14 protein-coding genes are annotated in these 20,435 nt (G+C 71.2%); 8 read left to right on the top strand and 6 right to left on the bottom strand.

The features are described from left to right. Nucleotides 1-39: 39 nt before the first annotated feature. Entirely contained in the window at nt 40-3,585 is a 3,546-nt protein-coding gene (gene dnaE, locus ACFZCD_RS15540; RefSeq protein ID WP_391830908.1) for a DNA polymerase III subunit alpha, read from the bottom strand. Nucleotides 3,586-3,753: 168 nt separating this feature from the next. Between dnaE and ACFZCD_RS15535 the strand changes: the two genes are divergently transcribed. From ACFZCD_RS15535 to ACFZCD_RS15510, 6 genes are all read left to right on the top strand, one after another. Then, nucleotides 3,754-5,097: a DUF2252 domain-containing protein gene (locus ACFZCD_RS15535; RefSeq protein ID WP_391830906.1), complete on the top strand. Its 1,344-nt coding sequence runs from the start codon at nt 3,754-3,756 to the stop codon at nt 5,095-5,097. A 37-nt stretch (nt 5,098-5,134) separates the two neighbouring features. Further along, a complete protein-coding gene (locus ACFZCD_RS15530; RefSeq protein ID WP_391830904.1) occupies nt 5,135-5,773 on the top strand; it encodes a hypothetical protein in 639 nt (212 codons plus the stop codon). A 36-nt stretch (nt 5,774-5,809) separates the two neighbouring features. Next, nucleotides 5,810-6,646 (top strand): thioredoxin domain-containing protein, encoded by an 837-nt coding sequence (locus ACFZCD_RS15525; RefSeq protein WP_391830902.1) that lies wholly within the window; start codon nt 5,810-5,812, stop codon nt 6,644-6,646. Nucleotides 6,647-6,731: 85 nt separating this feature from the next. Beyond that, a complete protein-coding gene (locus ACFZCD_RS15520) occupies nt 6,732-7,400 on the top strand; it encodes a hypothetical protein (protein WP_391831318.1) in 669 nt (222 codons plus the stop codon). Between the two features lie 43 nt (nt 7,401-7,443). Beyond that, nucleotides 7,444-8,265, top strand: a complete 822-nt coding sequence (locus ACFZCD_RS15515) for a thioredoxin domain-containing protein (protein ID WP_391830900.1) — start codon at nt 7,444-7,446, stop codon at nt 8,263-8,265. 78 nt (nt 8,266-8,343) lie between these two features. Continuing rightward, on the top strand, nt 8,344-9,999 hold the full coding sequence (locus tag ACFZCD_RS15510) for an alkaline phosphatase D family protein (protein WP_391830898.1): 1,656 nt from the start codon (nt 8,344-8,346) through the stop codon (nt 9,997-9,999). Nucleotides 10,000-10,006: 7 nt separating this feature from the next. Here the strand turns inward: ACFZCD_RS15510 and ACFZCD_RS15505 are convergent, their stop codons facing one another. Next, nucleotides 10,007-10,597 (bottom strand): dienelactone hydrolase family protein, encoded by a 591-nt coding sequence (locus ACFZCD_RS15505; protein ID WP_391830896.1) that lies wholly within the window; start codon nt 10,595-10,597, stop codon nt 10,007-10,009. A 108-nt stretch (nt 10,598-10,705) separates the two neighbouring features. Here ACFZCD_RS15505 and ACFZCD_RS15500 point away from each other — a divergent pair, with 108 nt between their 5' ends. Continuing rightward, a complete protein-coding gene (locus tag ACFZCD_RS15500; RefSeq protein ID WP_391831317.1) occupies nt 10,706-11,809 on the top strand; it encodes a mechanosensitive ion channel family protein in 1,104 nt (367 codons plus the stop codon). Between the two features lie 35 nt (nt 11,810-11,844). Here ACFZCD_RS15500 and ACFZCD_RS15495 read toward each other — a convergent pair whose 3' ends face one another. From ACFZCD_RS15495 to ACFZCD_RS15480, 4 genes are all read right to left on the bottom strand, one after another. Continuing rightward, a complete protein-coding gene (locus ACFZCD_RS15495) occupies nt 11,845-13,434 on the bottom strand; it encodes a Na+/H+ antiporter (RefSeq protein WP_391830894.1) in 1,590 nt (529 codons plus the stop codon). A gap of 87 nt (nt 13,435-13,521) precedes the next feature. Further along, nucleotides 13,522-14,463, bottom strand: coding sequence for an RluA family pseudouridine synthase (locus ACFZCD_RS15490; protein WP_391830892.1), 942 nt, complete (start codon nt 14,461-14,463; stop codon nt 13,522-13,524). A 42-nt stretch (nt 14,464-14,505) separates the two neighbouring features. After that, nucleotides 14,506-15,054 carry a signal peptidase II gene (lspA, locus tag ACFZCD_RS15485; RefSeq protein ID WP_391830890.1) on the bottom strand — a complete coding sequence of 183 codons (549 nt, stop codon included), beginning with the start codon at nt 15,052-15,054 and terminating at the stop codon, nt 14,506-14,508. 79 nt (nt 15,055-15,133) lie between these two features. Continuing rightward, nucleotides 15,134-16,651 (bottom strand): TraR/DksA family transcriptional regulator, encoded by a 1,518-nt coding sequence (locus ACFZCD_RS15480; protein ID WP_391830888.1) that lies wholly within the window; start codon nt 16,649-16,651, stop codon nt 15,134-15,136. Nucleotides 16,652-17,123: 472 nt separating this feature from the next. Here ACFZCD_RS15480 and ileS point away from each other — a divergent pair, with 472 nt between their 5' ends. Continuing rightward, nucleotides 17,124-20,264 (top strand): isoleucine--tRNA ligase, encoded by a 3,141-nt coding sequence (ileS, locus tag ACFZCD_RS15475; RefSeq protein ID WP_391830886.1) that lies wholly within the window; start codon nt 17,124-17,126, stop codon nt 20,262-20,264. The last annotated feature ends 171 nt before the right edge of the window (nt 20,265-20,435 follow it).

Genomic DNA, 20,435 nt, shown 5'->3' with positions numbered 1-20,435 from the left:
GGGTGCGCCCCTCGTGCGCGGGGTGTGCGGGCGGGCCGCTCAGCCGGCCAGGCAGGACGGGCCGAGCAGCTGCTTCAGATCGCCGAAGAGCGCCGGGTCGGGGGTGACCCGGTGCCGGTCCAGGCGCAGGACGGTGGTCTTGCGCGGGCCCTGGAGCTTGATGCGCACCTCGGTGGAGCCCCGGTGGTGGGTGAGCACCTGACCGAGCCGCTCCACCATCGGCGGGGTGACCTTCACCGTGGGGATGGTGATGACCACGGGGGCGTTGGTGCCCGCGTTCGACAGGTCGGGGACCATCAGCTCCATCGCCACCAGGCGCGGGATGTCCTCGCGCTTGTCGAGGCGGCCCTTGACGAAGACGACGGCGTCCTCGACGAGCTGGGTGGAGACCAGCTGGTAGGTGGCGGGGAAGAACATGCAGTCGATGGAGCCGGCCAGGTCCTCGACGGTGGCGATGGCCCAGGCGTTGCCCTGCTTGGTCATCTTGCGCTGCAGGCCGGAGATGATGCCGCCGATGGTGACGATCGCGCCGTCGGCGTGCTCGCCGCCGGTGAGCTGGGCGATCGCGGCGTCGGCCTTGTCGTTGAGGACGTGCTCGATGCCGAAGAGCGGGTGGTCGGAGACGTAGAGGCCGAGCATCTCGCGCTCCTGCGCGAGGAGGTAGGACTTCTCCCACTCGACGTCGGAGAACTCCACGTCCAGCCCGAAGCCGGGCCCGTCGTCACCGCTGTCGTCGCCCATGCCGCCGAAGAGGTCGAACTGCCCCTCGGCCTCCTTGCGCTTGACCTGGACGACGTTGTCGATCATCGGTTCGTAGTGCGCGGTGAGGCCCTTGCGGGTGTGGCCCATCTCGTCGAAGGCGCCGGCCTTGATCAGCGATTCGACGGTGCGCTTGTTGCAGACGACGGCCTCGACCTTGTCGAGGAAGTCGGGGAAGGAGCTGTACTTCCCCTTGGACTTGCGGCAGCGGATGATCGAGTCGACCACGTTCTGCCCGACGTTGCGGACGGCGGTGAGGCCGAAGAGGATCACGTCGTCGCCCTGGGCGGCGAAGTTGGCCTCGGACTCGTTGACGTTCGGCGGGAGCACCTTGATGCCCATGCGCCGGCACTCGTTCAGGTAGATCGCCGACTTGTCCTTGTCGTCGCGCACGGAGGTGAGCAGCGCGGACATGTACTCGGCGGGGTAGTTCGCCTTGAGGTAGGCCGTCCAGTACGAGACGAGGCCGTAGGCGGCGGAGTGGGCCTTGTTGAAGGCGTAGCCGGCGAAGGGGACCAGCACGTCCCACAGGGCCTGGATGGCCTCGTCCGAGAAGCCCTTCTTCTGGGCGCCCTCCTTGAAGAACACGAAGTTCTTCGCCAGCTCGTCGGGCTTCTTCTTGCCCATGACGCGGCGGAGGATGTCGGCCTCGCCGAGCGAGTACCCGGCGACGATCTGCGCGGCCTTCTGCACCTGCTCCTGGTAGACGATCAGACCGTAGGTGACGCCGAGGACCTCTTCCAGGGGCTCCTTGAGCTCCGGGTGGATCGGCGTGATCTCCTGCTGGCCGTTCTTGCGCAGGGCGTAGTTCGTGTGCGAGTTCATGCCCATCGGGCCCGGCCGGTACAGGGCGGACACGGCGGAGATGTCTTCGAAGTTGTCGGGCTTCATCAGCCGCAGGAGGGACCGCATGGGCCCGCCGTCGAACTGGAAGACGCCGAGGGTGTCGCCGCGCTGGAGCAGCTCGAAGGTCGTGGGGTCGTCGAGCGGGAGGCTCAGGAGATCGATGTCGATCCCCTTGTTGGCCTTCACCATCTTGACGGCGTCGTCCATGATCGTGAGGTTGCGCAGGCCGAGGAAGTCCATCTTCAGCAGGCCGAGCGACTCACAGCTCGGGTAGTCCCACTGGGTGATGGTGACGCCGTCGGAGTGCCGGACCCAGACCGGGACGTGGTCGGTGATCGTCTCGCTGGACATGATCACGCCGGCGGCGTGGACGCCCATCTGCCGGACGAGGCCCTCGACGCCGCGCGCGGTGTCGATGACCTTCTTGACGTCGGGCTCGTTCTCGTACATGCCGCGCACCTCGCCCGCCTCGCTGTAGCGCGGGTGGGCGGGGTCGGTGATGCCGGAGAGCGGGATGCCCTTGCCGAGGACGTCGGCGGGCATGGCCTTGGTGATGCGGTCGCCCATCGCGTACGGGTAGCCGAGGACGCGGGCGGAGTCCTTGATCGCGTTCTTGGCCTTGATGGTGCCGTAGGTGCCGATCATGGCGACCTTGTCGGCGCCGTACTTCTCCGTGACGTACCGGATGACCTCGGCGCGCCGGCGCTCGTCGAAGTCGATGTCGACATCGGGCATGGAGACGCGCTCGGGGTTGAGGAAGCGCTCGAAGATCAGGCCGTGCGGGATGGGGTCGAGGTCGGTGATGCCCATGGCGTAGGCCACGATCGAGCCGGCCGCGGAGCCACGGCCGGGGCCGACCGCGATGCCGTTCTTCTTGGCCCACATGATGAAGTCGGCGACGACGAGGAAGTAGCCCGGGAACCCCATCTGGATGATGACGTCCATCTCGTACTCGGCCTGCTTCTGGCGGTCCTCGGGGACGCCGCCGGGGAAGCGGCGGGCCATGCCGCGCTTGACCTCTTCCTGGAACCACGTGACCTCGGTGTAGCCCTCGGGCACGTCGAACTTCGGCATCAGGTCGCGCTTCTCGAACCAGCCGGTGGTGTCGACCTGCTCGGCGACGAGGAGGGTGTTGCGGCACCCCTCCTGCCAGGCGTCGGAGGAGTCGATGGCGTACATCTCGTCCGTCGACTTCAGGTAGTAGCCCGTGCCGTCGAACTTGAAGCGGTCGGGGTCCGAGAGGTTCTTGCCGGTCTGGATGCAGAGCAGGGCGTCGTGCGCCTCGGCCTCGTGGGCGTAGGTGTAGTGCGAGTCGTTGGTGACCAGTGGCGGGATGCCGAGCTTCTTGCCGATCTCCAGCAGGCCGTCGCGGACCCGGCGCTCGATCTCGATGCCGTGGTCCATCAGCTCCAGGAAGTACCGGCCCTCGCCGAAGATGTCCTTGTAGTCACTGGCGGCCTGCACGGCCTCGTCGAACTGGCCGAGCCGCAGCCTGGTCTGCACCTCGCCGGACGGGCAGCCGGTCGAGGCGATCAGGCCCTCGGACCACTGGGAGATCGTCTCCTTGTCCATCCGGGGCCACTTCGTGAGCCAGCCCTCGGCGTAGGCGTCGGAGGACAGCCGGAAGAGGTTGTGCAGGCCGGTCTTGTTCGCCGCCCAGATCGTCTTGTGGGTGTAACCACCCGAACCCGAGACGTCGTCGCGCTTCTGGTGGGGCTGGCCCCACTGAATGCGGCGCTTGTTGCGCCGGGACTCCGGGGCGACGTAGGCCTCGATGCCGATGATCGGGGTGACCCCGGCCTTCTTGGCCTGGTGGAAGAAGTCGTACGCGCCGTGCAGGTTGCCGTGGTCGGACATGGCGATGTGTGTCATGCCCATCTCATTGCAGGCATTGAACATGTCCTTGAGCCGCGCGGCACCGTCCAGCAGGGAGTACTGGGTGTGGACGTGCAGGTGCGTGAAGGGCGGCTTATCGGCCACGGTGGGAGACCTCCGGCGGGAGCGGACAGCGGGCTGGACGGGACTGACGGGACTGTTTTGAAGGTTACCGGCCCCCACCGACAGCCGCGGGCACGCGCCGGTAGCCTCACGCGTTGAGCACGACAGCACACACGTTCGTTCCATGCCCCACCCCAGGAGGACCCCGCGATGGCGACCGAGCACGACCGGGCCGCGCAGCGCGGCGAGGAGATCCTCGCCGTTTTCCACACCGCCTTCGGGGAGCTGCTCGCGGCCGACCCCGCCGCCTTCCGGGTCAAGTTCCGGAAGATGGCGGCCTCCGCCTTCGCGTTCTACCGGGGCACGGCCTGCCTCTTCTACAAGGACCTGGCCGAGGAGGCGCCGCAGGGCGCCGCCGGGCCCTACCTCGACGAGCGGACGAGCCGGGTGTGGATCCACGGCGATCTGCACGCCGAGAACTTCGGCACGTACATGGACTCCAACGGCCGCCTGATCTTCAACGTCAACGACTTCGACGAGGCCTACGTCGGCCCCTTCACCTGGGACCTCAAGCGCTTCGCCGCCTCCGTCGCCCTGATCGGCTACACCAAGGCCCTCAGCGACGAGAAGATCACCGAGCTGGTGCGGATCTACGCCGCCGCCTACCGCGAGCGCATCCACGCGCTGGCCACCGGCGCCGCGGGCGCAGATTCGTCCGAGACGCAGCCCTTCACCCTCGACACCGCCGACGGCCCCCTGCTCGGCGCCCTGCGCGAGGCGCGCTCCATGACGCGCTTCGGGCTGCTCGCCTCCATGACGGAGATCCGCGACGCCGACCGCCGCTTCACCGCCGGCAGCGGCACCATCGAGCTGGACGCGGCCACCCGCTACAAGATCCTCGCGGCCTTCGACGGCTATCTGGAGACGCTGCCCGACTCCAGCCTCGCCCGCCCCGACTCGTACCGGGTCAAGGACGTCGTCGGCCGCCGCGGCATCGGGATCGGCAGCGCCGGCCTGCCCTCGTACAACATCCTCCTGGAGGGCAACAGCGACGCCCTGGAGAACGACGTCGTGATCTACATGAAGCAGGCGCAGACCCCGGCGGTCTCCCGGCACGTCACCGACCGGGCCGTGCGCGGCTACTTCCACCACGAGGGCCACCGCACGGTGATCTCGCAGCGCGCGCTGCAGGCGCACGCCGACCCGTGGCTGGGCTGGACCGAGCTCGACGGGGCCGGGCAGCTGGTGGCCGAGGTCTCGCCGTACGCGGTCGACCTCGACTGGTCCGACCTGGACGACCCGGCCGAGATCGCGGCCGTCGTCGCCGACCTGGGCCGGGCGACGGCCGCCATGCACGCCGCCGCGGACGACCAGAGCGGCCACTCGCTGGTGCCCTTCTCCACCGAGCGCGCCATCGACGCCGTGATCGCCGCCGACGAGGAGGGCTTCCCGGAGCTCCTGGTGGACTTCGCCCACTCCTACGGGGCCCGGGCCCGCGCGGACCACCAGATCTTCGTGGACCTCTTCCGCAACGGCCGCATCCCGGGCCTTTAATCGTCGTTTACGGCGGGCCGTGCCAGACTCGTTCCCCATGGACATATCGGCGGCACGGCCGCGGGCACTGCGCGCGGCGCTGTTCTCAGCGCTGTGCGTCACGCTGTCCGCGGGCTCCCACGTGCTGCTGTCCGGCACCGGCCTGCCCCTGACGACGGTCGCCCTGACCGCGGCCGCCGTCTTCGCCCTCGCCTACGCCCTGGCGGGTGGCGAGCGGGGCTTCGGCCGGATAGCCGCGCTGTTCGTCCCGCTGGAGCTGGCCTCCGACACGCTCTTCTCCACCGGCCAGACGGCCTGCTACGGCGGCGGCCACGCCGTCCCGGGCGCGCTGACCGCGCTCTGCGGCGGCAGCGCCGTCGGCGGGCCGGCCGCCCCGGCGCCGGGCCCCGGCACCGCCCCCTGGCTGCTGCTCGCCGCGCACGTCGCGGTGGGCCTGCTGGCCGCCGCCTGGCTGCGCCGCGGTGAGCAGGCGCTGGTCCGGATGCTGTGCGCGGCGGCCGCCGCCGCGTTCCGCCCGCTGCGCCTCGCCCCCGCGCCCGGCGCCGGGGTGCCGGGCGCGATGCCCGTGCGGGCCGCGCGGCCCCCGCTGCCCGGCCGGGCGCTCCCGCTGCTCGTCCACTCCGTCGTACGCCGCGGCCCGCCGCCCCGGGCGGCCCACGGGCCCGCCTTCGGCTGAGCACCACGTACGTACGAGCACGGAGATCGCACCACCATGAGCAAGCGCAACAACTGGGACAACAAGCAGTCCGCACGCGAGCGGCTGCGCGCCGAACGCGAGCGGCAGGCCAAGAAGGACAAGACGCGTCGCCAGCTGGTCGTCGGCGGGGCCGTCGTCGCGGTCCTGGCCGTCGCGGCCGGCATCGGCGTGGCCGTGACCCGGCTCGGCGGGGACGGCAAGAGCGGCGGCCTGAACGCCAGCTGGGAGGCCGCGTCCAAGAAGGACCTCGTCAAGCCCGCCCACACGGGCGGCGACCAGGGCACCGAGATCCTCATCGGCGACAAGAACGCCAAGCACACCCTGGACCTCTACCAGGACATGCGCTGCCCGATCTGCTCCGTCTTCGAGCAGAGCGTCGGCGACACGATCGACAAGGACATCAAGGACGGCAAGTACAAGGTCTCGTACCACGTCGCCACGTTCCTCGACCGCAACTTCGGCGGCAGCGGCTCCAAGAACGCCCTCAGCGCGCTCGGCGCCGCCCTGAACGTGAGCCCCGAGGCCTTCAGCGCCTACAACAAGGCCCTCTACTCCAAGGCCAACCACCCGGAGGAGACGAAGGACGACTACGCCAAGGACGACGTCCTGCTCAAGGTGGCCGGCCAGGTGCCGGCCCTCAAGGGCAACAAGGAGTTCGAGAAGAACGTCAAGGACGGCACGTTCGACAAGTGGGCGCTGACGGTGTCCGACGAGTTCGACAAGGCCAAGGACGTCACCGGCACCCCCACGCTCAAGCTCGACGGCAAGAAGCTGACGGCGGAGGACGGGAAGAACGTCCCGATCACTCCCGATCAGTACACCAAGGCGATCGACGGAGCGCTCAAGTCCTGAGCCCCCTCGGCGCGGTGTCCCGTCCCTTTCCTGATGCCGAATCTTGACACGACACTTAACGGCTGCCGTGGCAGACTTCGCCCTCATGGAGGGGACGGGAGTTCGATTGAGGGCGTTGCGCGCGGCGCTCTTCACGGCGCTCTGTGTCACGCTGTCCGCCGCCTCGCACGTCCTGCTCTCCAGCACGCCCCTGCCCGCCGCCACGGTCGCCGTGCTGTCGGCGGCGTTCTTCGGCGTCGCCTACTCCCTGGCCGGCCGTGAGCGCGGCTACGGCTCGATCGCGGCGCTGCTGATCCCGCTGGAGCTGACGGCGGACACCGTCTTCACCGCGGGGCAGCACGCGTGTTACGGGCCCGCGGGCGGGCCCGTCGCGGGGCCGCTGCACTCCCTGGGCCTCGACTTCGCGTGCCGCGGCGAGCTCGGCACCCCGCTGGCCCGGATGACCGCGGACGGTGGTTCCCCGCCGGCCGGCGGTCCGGCACTGCCCTGGCTGCTGCTCGCCTGCCACCTCGCGGTGGGTCTGCTGGCCGCCGGCTGGCTGCGCCACGGCGAGGCCGCCCTGGCGGGGCTGCTGCGCACGGCCGCCGCCTTCGCCCTGGGGCCCCTGCTGCTGTCCTCCGCGGCGCCGGCGGCGCCCGCCGGCCCGGCCGCGCGCCTCCGCCCCGCCCGCCGCGTCCTCCGCGCCCGCGGCCTCCCGCTCCTCGTCCACTCCGTCGTACGGCGCGGACCGCCCCTCGCTCCGGCACCCGCCTGAGCACAGCGGTCCACCACCCCGTATCCGAACCGGAGAAGACCTCATGAGCAACCGCAACAACCAGCAGAACAAGCAGGCCGCCCGCGAGCGGCTGCGCGCCGAGCGCGAGCGCCAGGCCAAGCGGGACAAGACGCGCCGTCAGCTCGTCGTCGCGGGCGCCATCGTCGCCGTCCTCGCGATAGCCGGCGGCGTCGGCTACGCGGTGAGCAACATGAACGACGACAAGGGCAGCGGCGGCTGGGCGGGCGACAAGCCCCTCGTCAAGCCGGCCAACACCACGGGCGAGAACGGCGACGAGATCGTCATCGGTGACGCGAAGGCCAAGGAGACCCTCACGGTCTACGAGGACCCGCGCTGCCCGGCCTGCGCCGCCTTCGAGAACCAGTCCGGCGCCCAGCTGCGCCAGGACGTCAAGGACGGCCGGTACAAGGTCCGGTTCGTCATGGTGAACTTCATCGACGACGCGTCCTCGGGCACCGGTTCGAAGAACGCCGTCAGCGCCCTCGGCGCCGCGCTCAACGTCAGCCCGGACGCCTTCCTCGCGTACAAGGAAGCGCTCTACTCGCCGAAGAACCACCCCGACGAGCGGGACGACGCCTTCGCCAAGGACGCGCGGCTGATCGAGATCGCCCAGCAGATCCCGGCCCTGAAGGGCAACAAGGACTTCGAGAAGGCCGTCAACGAGGGCACCTACGACAAGTGGGCCGTCGACATGGGCGAGCTGTTCACGAAGAACAAGATCCAGGGCACCCCGGCGCTGTTCCACGGCGACAAGAAGCTGACGGGTCCGGGCGGCAAGAACCCGCCGATGGCCAAGCCCGACTTCATCAACGCGATCGACAAGGAATTCGGCCCGAAGAAGTAGTGAAGGGCCGGTGAGGGGCGGACGAACACCCGGTGTTCGCCCGCCCCTTATGCTTACCGGGCAGTAAGGTGATGGCCCGTGACTTCTGACTCCGCTGCCTCGTCCCGCTCCCGCATATCCCGCCGCACGGCCGTCACGGCCGTCGCCGGCGCCGCCGGAGTGGCCCTCCTCCCGCTCGCCGGAGCCGCCCCCGCCTACGCGGCGGACCCGCCCGCGTTCCTGCACGGCGTCGCCTCGGGCGACCCGCTGCCCGACGGCGTCCTGCTGTGGACGCGCGTGACGCCCTCCCCCGACGCGGTGCCCGGCTCGGGGCGCGGAGCGGCCGTCGACGTCGACTGGGAGGTCGCCGAGGACGAGGCGTTCGGGAGGGTCGTCGCCAAGGGCACGGTCACCGCGACGGCCGCGAGCGACCACACCGTCAAGGCCGACGTCCGCGGCCTGCGCCCGGCGACCGCCTACTGGTACCGCTTCACCGCCGGCGGCGCGCACTCGGAGACCGCCCGCACCCGCACGGCGCCCGCGGCCGGCGCGGCCGTCCCCGGCGTCCGGTTCGGCGTCGTCTCGTGCGCCAACTGGGAGTCCGGCCACTTCGCCGCCTACCGCCACCTCGCGGACCGCCGCGACCTGGACGCCGTGCTGCACCTCGGCGACTACATCTACGAGTACGCGACCGGCATCTACCCGCCGGCGAAGCAGGTCGTGCGCCCGCACGAGCCGGTGCACGAGATCGTCACCCTGGCCGACTACCGCACCCGCCACGGCCGTTACAAGACCGACGCCCACCTGCAGGCCCTCCACCGGGCCCACCCCTTCGTGGCCATCTGGGACGACCACGAGTTCGCCAACGACGCCTGGACGGGCGGCGCCGAGAACCACACGCCGGGCGCCGAGGGCGAGTGGAGCGCGCGGATGGCCGCGGCCAAGCAGGCCTACTTCGAGTGGATGCCGGTGCGGCCCTCCACGGCGGGCACCACCTACCGCCGGCTGCGCTTCGGCAACCTCGCCGACCTGCACCTGCTCGACCTCAGATCCTTCCGGTCGCAGCAGGTCAAGCCCGGCAGCGGCAAGGTCGACGACCCCGACCGCACCATCACCGGGCGGGCCCAGCTCGACTGGCTGAAGGCCGGGCTCGCCTCCTCCGACACCACGTGGCGCCTCGTCGGCAACCCCGTGATGATCTCCCCCTTCGCCTTCGGCGCCCTCCCCGCGCACCTGCTGGAGCCGCTCGCCAAGCTCCTGGGCCTGCCGGCCGGCGGCATAGCCGCCAACACCGACCAGTGGGACGGCTACACCGACGACCGGCGCGAGCTGCTCGGCCACCTGAGCGACCGCGGGATCCGCAACACCGTCTTCCTCACCGGTGACATCCACATGGCCTGGGCCAACGACGTGCCGAAGACGGCCGCCACGTACCCGCTGTCGCCGTCCGTCGCCACCGAGTTCGTCGTCACGTCGGTGAGCTCCGACAACCTGGACGACCTCCTGGGCGTGGCCCCGCACACCGTCTCGCTCGCCGCGGTCGCCGCGATCAAGGCGGCCAACCGGCACGCGAAGTGGGTCGACATGGACTCCCACGGCTACGGCGTCCTCGACGTCACCCCGGAGCAGGCGCAGATGGACTACTACGTCCTCTCCGACAAGTCCGACCCGAAGGCGACGGCGGAGTGGGCCCGCTCGTACCGGACGCGCACGGGCACGCAGCAGATCGAGCGCGTGAAGACGCCGGTCCGCTGACCGGGGGCTACGCCTCCGCGATCTCCGCCAGGAAGTCCAGCGCGACGCGCCAGGCCGTCTCCGCGGCCTCCGCGTCGTAGTCCGGAAGGTCCGGGTCCGTGAACAGGTGCCCCGCACCGGGGTACCTGTGGACCTCCACGTCCGCCCCGGCCCGGCCCATGCGCAGGTACCACGCGTTCAGCCAGTCGTGCGGCTCGAACGGGTCCGGGTCGGCGACGTGCAGCTGGACAAGCAGTTCGTCCACGGACGCGTCCTCGGCCAGGTCCGAGGTGCCGTGCAGGAGCAGCAGGCCGCGCGCCTTCTCGTCGCCCAGTGCCAGGTTCTGCGCGATCGACCCGCCGAGCGAGAAGCCGGCGTAGACCAGGCCGCGGTCCGACAGCGGGGCGACCGCGGTGATCGCCCGGCGCAGCAGTTCGTCGTGCCCGATCTCGTCCTTGACGGCCATCCCGTCCTCGACCGTCTCCGCCGTCCGGCCCTGGTAGAGGTCCGGCACGTGCACCTCGTGCCCGGCGGCGCGGAGCCGCTCGGCGGCGGCGTGCACGGCAGGCCGCAGGCCGTAGGCCGAATGAAAAAGGACAATCGTGGTAGAGGACGCCACTGGAGTCACTTCCTAACAGGTGGATCGCGTGCTCCCCATCGTGCCAGTTACGGTCGGGAGGGAGCGCCACCGGTGAGCAGCAGCCGGCCGGAAGGAGCTGAGGTGTCCATGGAGGGCGTGCTGCGTCCCCTGTCCGTCGTCGGCGGGGCGTTGATCGTCACCCTGGTCGTGGGGTGGCTGGCCGATCACGTGGTGCGCAGAATCGACGAGCGGCACCCCGAGACCCCGCTGTGGGACCTGCTGCGCCGCTGCCGCCTCCCGCTGCAGGTCGTGCTGTGCACGGCGCTGCTGCGCGGCAGCTTCCGCTCCGCCGGCATCCCGAAGAAGCAGGAGGACACGGTCGGCCACGCGCTGACGCTGGTGCTGATCGGCGCCTGCGCGTGGCTGGTGGTGCGGGTCGCCGTCGCCATAGTGGAGGCCTCCTACGCGCGCTACGCCGCCCGCGCCGCGGATCCCGCCAGGGTGCGGCGGGTACGGACCCAGGTGACACTGATCCAGCAGGTCGTCACGGCGGCCGTGTGCGTGGTGGCCGTGGCGGCGATGCTGCTGACGTTCCCGGCCATGCGGACCGCCGGGGTGTCCGTGCTGGCCTCGGCCGGCGTCATCGGCATCGTCGCCGGTGTGGCGGCCCAGTCGACCCTCGCCAACCTCTTCGCCGGGCTGCAGATCGCCTTCGGCGACCTCGTGCGGATCGGGGACACGGTAGTCGTCGAGCGCGAGTGGGGGCGTGTGGAGGAGATCACGCTCACGTATCTGGTGGTCACGACGTGGGACGAGCGGCGGATCACGATGCCGGTCTCGTACTTCACCAGCCGGCCCTTCGAGAACTGGTCCCGCAGCAATCCCCGGATGACCGGCACGGTCTTCTTCCACCTGGACCACTCGACGCCGATAGACCTCATGCGGGAGCGGCTGTACGAGATCCTCAAGGGCCTGCCGGAGTGGGACGGGCGGTCCTGGAGCCTGGTGGTCACCGATACGACGCCGTCGACGATCCAGGTGCGGGCGCTGGTGACGGCGCGGGACTCGGACGACATCTGGACGCTGCGGTGCGTGGTGCGGGAGCGGTTGATCGAGTGGCTGCGGCGGGAGCATCCGTATGCGCTGCCGCGCATCAACACGGCCCCGGCGCCGGGCCTGGAGGAGGCGCCCGACCGGCGGCAGGCCCCGCCGACGTCGGAGGACATCGGGCCGGGCCCCGGCACGACGTAGGCTCCGCCGGGGTACTTCCCCTGCGGGCCCCGGCGTCAGCCGCGCAAGGTGCGGACGTCCAGGTGGCGGATGACGCGGTCGACCACCTCCGGGTCGACGCCCGGCTCGGAGCGGGCCGCCAGCACCTCGCGCCGGGCGGCGGACAGCATCTCGTTCTGGACGCGGTGGGTGGCCCGGATCCTCTCCACCCGCTGCGCCTGCGCCTCGCGCCGCTCCTCGTCGATCATGTCGGGGCTGATCCGGGCGGCCATGTCGTAGGCGCGCCGGCCCAGCATCTCCATCATGTCCTCGGGGAGGTCCTCCTCCTCCACGATCTCCCACAGGCGGTGCTTGGCCGCCCTCGTCGCGCGGACGGCCAGCTCCCGTTCCAGCTCCCGGCTCGCGTCGGTGTCGGCCTGCACCCCGAGCCGCTTGACCAGGAGGGGCAGGGTCATGCCCTGGAGGACGAGGGTGCAGATGATGACGGCGAAGGCGATGAAGAGGATCTCGTCGCGGGCGGGGAAGGGAGCGCCGTATTCCGTCTTCAGGGGGATGGCGAGGGCGAGCGCCACGGAGGCCACGCCGCGCATCCCGGACCACCACATGACGACGGTCTCGCGCCAGCTCACGGGGATGTCCTCGTGGAGGTCCCGGCGCTTGTGCAGCCTCTTGGCGAGCCAGGCGGCGGGCAGCAGCCACAGCAGCCGTACGCCCACGACGACCCCGACGATCATGCCGCCGATGCCCAGCATCTCGCCCCAGCGGCCGGCCGCGGTGGCGATGGCGTTGTGGAGCTCCAGGCCGACGAGGCCGAAGGCGACGCCGGTGACGAGGGTGTCGATGATCTCCCAGAAGGTGTGCCCGGCCAGCCGTCCCAGGACGTCGTCGGCGTCGGTCGCGTACTCGGCGAGGAAGAGCGCGGTGGTCAGCACCGCGAGCACCCCGGAGCCCTTGAACTCCTCGGCCAGGACGTAGGCGACGAACGGCACGAGCAGGGTGAGCCCGATCTGGAGGGTCGCGTCGCCGAGGACGTCCATCAGCTTCTTCGCGGCCCAGCCCAGGGCGAGCCCGACCGCCAGGGCCACCACGGCGGACAGGACCAGCTCGGCGACCGCGCGGGGCGCGGAGAAGTGGCCGCTGACGGCGGCACCGATGGCCACGTGGTAGAGCACGATGGCGGTGACGTCGTTGAAGAGCCCCTCGCCCTCCAGGATGGAGACCAGGCGGCGGGGCATCCCCAGGGAGCCCGCGACGGCGGTGGCGGCCACCGGGTCGGGCGGGGCGACGAGGGCGCCCAGCGCCACGGCGGCGGCCACCGAGATGCCGGGCACGATCGCTTCGGCGACGGCGGCGACGGCCGCGGTCGTGACGAACACGAGCGCGACCGCCAGCAGGAAGATCGGCCGGCGGTTGACCGCGAACTGCCGCCAGGAGGTGCGCTGGGCGGAGGCGTAGAGCAGGGGCGGCAGCACCAGCGGGAGGATGAACTCCGGCGGGATGTCCACGTTGGGCACGAACGGCAGCAGCGCGAGGACGATCCCGCCGAGCGTCATCAGCACCGGGGACGGCAGCCCCAGCCGGTCGCCCAGCGGCACCGTGACCAACGCGCCGAACAGCAGGACGAACAGCAGCGCGAGCTGGTCCACGGAGGCCCTCCGGGCGGGTCGGAACGGTCGAACAGGCCTCCAGCCTGCCTCACCCGCTCCCCGCCCGCCTCACGGGCCCCGGCCGTCCTACGCGCTCTCGGCGCGCACGGTGTCCAGCGCGCGCTGCAGGTCCTCGGGGTAGTCGCTCGCGAACTCGACCCAGCGGCCGTCCTCGGGGTGCTCGAAGCCGAGCCGCACCGCGTGCAGCCACTGGCGGGTGAGCTTGAGGCGCTTGGCGAGGGTGGGGTCGGCGCCGTAGGTGAGGTCGCCGACGCAGGGGTGGCGGTGAGCGGCCATGTGCACGCGGATCTGGTGGGTGCGGCCGGTCTCCAGCTTCACGTCCAGCAGGCTGGCGGCACGGAAGGCCTCGATGAGGTCGTAGTGCGTGACCGAGGCCTTGCCTTCGGCGGTGACGGCCCACTTGTAGTCGTGGTTGGGGTGGCGGCCGATGGGGGCGTCGATGGTGCCGCTCATCGGATCCGGGTGGCCCTGGACCAGGGTGTGGTAGCGCTTGTCGACCGTGCGCTCGCGGAACTGCTGCTTGAGCAGGGTGTAGGCGCGCTCGGACTTGGCGACGACCATCAGGCCCGAGGTGCCGACGTCCAGGCGGTGGACGATGCCCTGGCGCTCGGCGGCGCCGGAGGTGGAGATGCGGTACCCCGCGGCGGCCAGGCCGCCGATGACCGTCGGACCCGTCCAGCCGGGGCTGGGGTGCGCGGCCACGCCGACCGGCTTGACGATCACGACGATGTCGTCGTCGTCGTGGACGATCTCCATGCCCTCGACGGGCTCGGCGACGATCTGCACCGGCGCGGGCGCGGCGGGCATCTCGACCTCCAGCCAGGCACCGCCGGTCACCCGGTCGGACTTCCCGGCCTCGGCCCCGTCGAGCTGGACCTTGCCCGCGGCCGCCAGCTCGGCCGCCTTGGTGCGGGAAAAGCCGAACATACGGGCGATGGCGGCGTCGACGCGCTCGCCCTCCAGGCCGTCGGGTACGGGCAGGGCGCGGATCTCGGGAATGGTGCTCACCCGTCGAGTATGACGGACGGGTGCGACACCCCCGTCCCGGGATCAGTCCTGGTGGACCGTGCCGTCCGGGTCCAGGCCGCGGAAGGACAGGATCACGATGAGGAAACCGCCGCACACGATCGCGGAGTCGGCCAGGTTGAAGACCGCGAAGTGCGCGGGCGCGATGAAGTCGACCACCCCGCCCTCGAAGCCGCCCGGCGAGCGGAACAGGCGGTCCGTGAGGTTGCCCAGCGCGCCGCCGAGCAGCAGGCCGAGCGCGATCGCCCACGGCACGCTGTAGAGCTTGCGGGCGATCCGCGCGATCACCACGATCACGGCGGAGGCGATCACCGTGAAGACCACCGTCATCGCCTCGCCGATGCCGAAGGCGGCGCCGCGGTTGCGGAGCACCTCGAGCTGCAGCCAGCTGCCGATCACCGGGATCGGGTCGTGGTGCTCCAGCTTGGCGACCACGAGCAGCTTGCTTCCGAGGTCCAGGAGGTAGGCGAAGGCGGCCACCGCCAGGAGCACCGCGATGCGCCGCCCGCCCTTGGGCGTGGCGCCCTCCGCGGCCGCCGGTGTGCCGGTGGTGGTCTGTTCCGCCTCTGTCACGTGAGTCCCTCGACGTCGTCCCGGTGGGCCAGGGCCGGCCTGACTGAGGACGAGGGTACGGCACCCGCGGGCGGCCGGGTCAGCGGCGTTCCTGGCGCTGCTTGCACTCCACACACAGGGTGGCGCGCGGGAAGGCCTGCATGCGGGCCTTCCCGATCGGCTTCCCGCAGTTCTCGCAGAGGCCGTACGTGCCCGCGTCGAGGCGCTCCAGCGCGCGCTCCGTCTGGTCCAGCATCTCCCGCGCGTTCGCCGCCAGCGCCAGTTCGTGCTCCCGGGTGATGTTCTTGGTGCCGGTGTCGGCCTGGTCGTCGCCCGCGCCGTCGCCCGAGTCCCGCATCAGGCCGCTGATCGCCTCCTCGGAGTGGGCGATCTCCGCCCGCAGCCGCAGCACCTCGCTCTGCAGCTCCGTACGGGCCTCGGCCACCTCCGCGGGCGACCAGGGCTCCTCCCCCGGCCGTACGGCGAGCTCACCGGGCTCCGCCGGTCCCGTACGGGCCCCCGGCACCTTCCCGGCCGCCTGCGTCCCGTCCATGGTCTTCTTAGCAGCCACCGTCCTGGCTCCCGTCTTCTCAGCAGGCACCGCCGTCCGGGCAGGTGCGGCTTCTTCGGCCTTGGCGGCCTTGTCAGGTGGAACGGTCGCCGCCCCCGCGGCGTCCCCATGCGCAGAGTGCTCGCCTTGCCGCCCCCTGGAACCGGCCTTCTTGGCGGGGGCGGCCTTTTTGGCGGGGGCCTTCTTGGCAGGCGCCGCCTTCTTGGAGGAGGTTCCCTGCTCGGCGGGGGCGGCCCTCTTGGCCGGGGCGGCCTCCCCAGCGGTCCGCTTCGCAGCGGACGCGGCTTTCCGGGTGGCGGTTGCGGTCTTCTTGGCAGGGACCGCCTCCTCGGCCGAGGCCGCCTTTTTGGCGGTGGCCTTCTTGGCCGAGGTCGCCTTCTTGGCAGCGGTTGCGGTCTTCTTCGCCGGGCCCGCCTCCCCAGCCGAGGCTGCCTTCTTGGCGGTCGACTTCTTGGCCGCGGTTGCCTTCTTGGCGGCGGACGCGGCTTCCTTGGCCGGAGCCGCCTTCTCCGCGGTGGAACCGGACCCCTTCGCGGCAGCCTTCTTCCCCGGCGCCGCCTTCTCGGCGGCAGGGGCGGACTTCTTGGCCACGGCCCTCTTGGCGGAGGTCGTCTTCTTCGCCGAGGCCGCCTTTTCCGCCGCGACACGAGGCCTCTTCGCGGCAGCCTCCTCAGCCGAAGCCGTCTTCCTCCCCGGCGCCGCCTTGGCAGAGGTCGCCTTCTTCCCGGGGGCCGCCTTCTGCGCGGCGGAACCGGGCTTCTTGGCGGCAACCTTCTTCGCCGGGGCGGCCTCCCCAGAAGTCCCCTTCGCAGCGGATGCGGCTTTCCGGGTGACGGTTGCGGCCTTCCTCGCCGGAGCCGCCCCCTTGGCCGAGGCGGCGTTCCCCGGGGCGGAGGCGCCGGCCTTGGCCGCGGGCTTGCGTGCCGGCGCGGCAGCCCCGGCGGCACGCACGGCGCCTCCGCCGCCGGAGGCGGGACCGCCCCGGGCGGCGGTCCCCTTCGCGGGAGCGGCCCCAGCCGATCCCGCGCCCGCTCTCTTCGCCACCATGAACCGCGGCCCCTTCACATTTTATGATCTTGCGCGCGAATCGTGCCGGAACGATAAAACTCCACCGGGCACGCGGCAACGGGGCACGCCGGTCTCATCGGTTGTGCCCCGCCCCCGGCCCTGTAATCGGACCGGACCGGTCCCCCGCCCGGCCCCGGCCGAAACCGGTGGGCCGCGTCCGGTCCCGCCCCGTACACTGGGCCCAGCGAAAGGCGTGGATGGGACGAGTAGCGCCGCACGCAGCCATCAGCGATCCGGGGACGGTGCGAGCCCGGAGGCGTGCGCGGGGTGAAGATCAGCCCGGAGCCGCCGGAGGAACGCCCCCAGGGGTCAGTAGAACCGGCGTCGCGACCCTAATGAGGGGGCCGGAGGCGGGCTACGCCTGCGGCCAAGGAGGGTGGTACCGCGGGAGCAGCGCAACGCTCTCGTCCCTCCGACGGACAGCGCACAACCGTCCCGCCGGAGGAAGCCGATGACGCAGTACCGCCAGGTACCCGCGCAGGTCGACCTGCCCGCCCTGGAGCACGCCGTGCTCGAGTTCTGGCGCGAGCAGAAGATCTTCGCCCGTACGCTCGAACAGTCCGAGGGCCGCCCCGAGTGGGTGTTCTACGAGGGCCCGCCCACCGCCAACGGCATGCCGGGCGCCCACCACATCGAGGCCCGCGTCTTCAAGGACGTCTTCCCCCGCTTCCGCACGATGCAGGGCTACCACGTCGGCCGGAAGGCCGGCTGGGACTGCCACGGCCTGCCGGTCGAGCTCGCGGTGGAGAAGGAGCTGGGCTTCTCCGGCAAGCAGGACATCGAGGCGTACGGCATCGCCGCCTTCAACGACAAGTGCCGCGAGTCCGTCACCCGCCACACGGACGCGTTCGCCGAGCTCACCACCCGCATGGGCTACTGGGTCGACCTGGACGACGCCTACCGCACGATGGACCCGGAGTACGTCCAGTCCGTCTGGTGGTCGCTGAAGGAGATCTTCAACAAGGGCCTGCTGGTGCAGGACCACCGCGTCGCCCCCTGGTGCCCCCGCTGCGGCACCGGCCTGTCCGACCACGAGCTGGCCCAGGGCTACGAGACGGTCGTCGACCCGTCCGTCTTCGTCCGCTTCCCGCTGACGTCCGGCCCGCTCGCCGGAGAGGCCTCGCTCCTCGTGTGGACGACCACCCCCTGGACCCTGGTGTCCAACACGGCGGCGGCCGCCCACCCCGACGTCACGTACGTCGTGGCCACCGACGGCACCGAGCAGCTGGTCGTCGCCGAGCCGCTGCTGGAGAAGGCCCTCGGCGAGGGCTGGACGGCCACCGGCCGGTCGTTCACCGGCCGTGAGATGGAGCGCTGGGCCTACCGCCGCCCGTTCGACCTGGTCGAGCTGGAGGGCGCGAACTTCGTCGTCAACGCCGAGTACGTGACGACCGAGGACGGCACGGGCCTGGTCCACCAGGCGCCCGCCTTCGGTGAGGACGACCTCAGGACCTGCCGCGCCTACGGCCTGCCGGTCGTCAACCCGGTCCGCCCGGACGGCACCTTCGAGGAGGGCCTCGGCCTCGTCGGCGGCCAGTTCTTCAAGAAGGCCGACGAGAAGCTCGTCGCGGACCTCTCCGAGCGCGGCCTGCTCTTCAAGCACATCGCCTACGAGCACAGCTACCCGCACTGCTGGCGCTGCCACACCGCGCTCCTCTACTACGCCCAGCCCTCCTGGTACATCCGCACCACCGCGATCAAGGACCGGCTGCTCCAGGAGAACGAGAAGACCAACTGGTTCCCCGAGTCGGTCAAGCACGGCCGCTTCGGCGACTGGCTGAACAACAACATCGACTGGGCCCTCTCCCGCAACCGCTACTGGGGCACCCCGCTGCCCATCTGGCGCTGCGAGGAGAACCACCTCACCTGCGTCGGCTCGCTGGCCGAGCTCTCCGAGCTCACCGGCACCGACCAGAGCGGCCTGGACCCGCACCGCCCCCACATCGACGACGTCACCTTCACCTGCACCGCCGAGGGCTGCTCGCACCGGGCCGTGCGCGTGCCGGAGGTCATCGACGCCTGGTACGACTCGGGCTCGATGCCGTTCGCGCAGTGGGGCTACCCGTACAAGAACAAGGAGCTCTTCGAGCAGCGCTACCCGGCGCAGTTCATCTCGGAGGCCATCGACCAGACCCGCGGCTGGTTCTACACGCTGATGGCCGTCGGCACCCTCGTCTTCGACAAGTCGTCGTACGAGAACGTCGTCTGCCTGGGCCACATCCTCGCCGAGGACGGCCGGAAGATGTCCAAGCACCTGGGCAACATCCTCCAGCCGATCCCGCTCATGGACCAGCACGGCGCCGACGCCGTCCGGTGGTTCATGGCCGCCGGCGGCTCCCCGTGGGCCGCGCGCCGCGTGGGCCACGGCACCATCCAGGAGGTCGTCCGCAAGACGCTCCTCACCTACTGGAACACGGTCGCCTTCCAGGCCCTCTACGCCCGCACGTCCGGCTGGGCGCCCAGCGCCGCGGACCCGGCCCCGGCCGACCGCCCGCTGCTGGACCGCTGGCTGCTCGGCGAGCTCAACACGCTCACCGGCCAGGTCACCGAGGCCATGGAGGCCTACGACACCCAGCGCGCCGGCAAGCTGCTCTCCGCCTTCGTGGACGACCTGTCCAACTGGTACGTGCGCCGCTCGCGCCGCCGGTTCTGGCAGGGCGACGCGGCCGCGCTGCGCACCCTCCACGAGGTCGTGGAGACCGTGACCCGGCTGATGGCCCCGCTGGTGCCGTTCATCACCGAGCGGGTGTGGCAGGACCTGGTCGTCCCGGTCGACCCGGAGGCCCCGGAGTCGGTCCACCTGGCCACGTGGCCGAAGGCGGACGCCGCGCTCGTCGACCCGAAGCTGTCGCAGCAGATGCTGCTCGTCCGGCGCCTGGTCGAGCTGGGCCGCGCCACGCGCGCCGAGTCCGGCGTCAAGACCCGTCAGCCGCTCTCCCGCGCGCTGGTGGCCTCGGCCGGCTTCGACGAGCTGGGCGCCGAGCTGCGCGCGCAGATCACCGAGGAGCTCAACGTCTCCTCCCTCGCCTCCCTGTCCGAGGTGGGCGGCTCGCTCGTCGACACCACGGCCAAGGCCAACTTCCGGGCCCTGGGCAAGCGGTTCGGCAAGGGCGTCCAGGCGGTGGCGAAGGCCATTGCGGCGGCCGATGCGGCAGCCCTGTCGCTGGCCCTGCGCGAGGGCACGGCCGCGGTCGAGGTGGACGGCGAGCAGGTGGCCCTCTCCCCCGACGAGGTCATCATCACCGAAACCCCGCGCGAGGGCTGGTCCGTGGCCTCGGACTCGGGTGCCACGGTGGCGCTCGACCTGGAGGTCACCCCGGAGCTGCGCCGCGCGGGCCTCGCCCGCGACGCTGTCCGGCTGATCCAGGAGGCCCGGAAGAACAGCGGCCTCGACGTCGCCGACCGGATCGCGGTCCGCTGGTCCGCCACCGACCCGGAGACGGCCGAGGCCCTTTCCGAGCACGCCGCAATGGTCGCCGACGAGGTGCTCGCCCTCGACTTCGCCCGGGGCGAGGCGGATTCCTCCTACGGTGAGCCTTTCAGCGACGAAGGCCTGTCGCTGACGTTCCGCCTGCGCAAGGTCTCCGTATAAGAGCGGAAGTTCCCGAAATCGCCGGGGTGGTTCTCCGAACCGCCCCGGCGATTGTCGTACGGCCGGATATTCGTGGGCCATAAAGACCGCACGAAGAGATCGCAGAAAAGGGCCGGGCCCCTGGGAAATCCCAGGGGCCCGGCCCTTTATGACTGCCGACCGACCGACTGC

This window comes from Streptomyces sp. NPDC008001 (assembly GCF_042958085.1).
In the GTDB taxonomy this organism is placed as follows: domain Bacteria; phylum Actinomycetota; class Actinomycetes; order Streptomycetales; family Streptomycetaceae; genus Streptomyces.
Note: the sequence above shows the minus strand (reverse complement) of the source record. Positions and strands in the feature narration are given on the sequence as shown.

Bases quoted from the DNA above. Each gene is read 5' to 3' on its own strand.
- ACFZCD_RS15535 (WP_391830906.1), top strand. From the start codon at position 3,754: ATGGCGACCGAGCACGACCGGGCCGCGCAGCGCGGCGAGGAGATCCTC.
- ACFZCD_RS15530 (WP_391830904.1), top strand. From the start codon at position 5,135: ATGGACATATCGGCGGCACGGCCGCGGGCACTGCGCGCGGCGCTGTTC.
- ACFZCD_RS15525 (WP_391830902.1), top strand. From the start codon at position 5,810: ATGAGCAAGCGCAACAACTGGGACAACAAGCAGTCCGCACGCGAGCGG.
- ACFZCD_RS15520 (WP_391831318.1), top strand. From the start codon at position 6,732: ATGGAGGGGACGGGAGTTCGATTGAGGGCGTTGCGCGCGGCGCTCTTC.
- ACFZCD_RS15515 (WP_391830900.1), top strand. From the start codon at position 7,444: ATGAGCAACCGCAACAACCAGCAGAACAAGCAGGCCGCCCGCGAGCGG.
- ACFZCD_RS15500 (WP_391831317.1), top strand. From the start codon at position 10,706: ATGGAGGGCGTGCTGCGTCCCCTGTCCGTCGTCGGCGGGGCGTTGATC.
- ACFZCD_RS15480 (WP_391830888.1), bottom strand. From the start codon at position 16,651: ATGGTGGCGAAGAGAGCGGGCGCGGGATCGGCTGGGGCCGCTCCCGCG.
- ileS (WP_391830886.1), top strand. From the start codon at position 17,124: ATGACGCAGTACCGCCAGGTACCCGCGCAGGTCGACCTGCCCGCCCTG.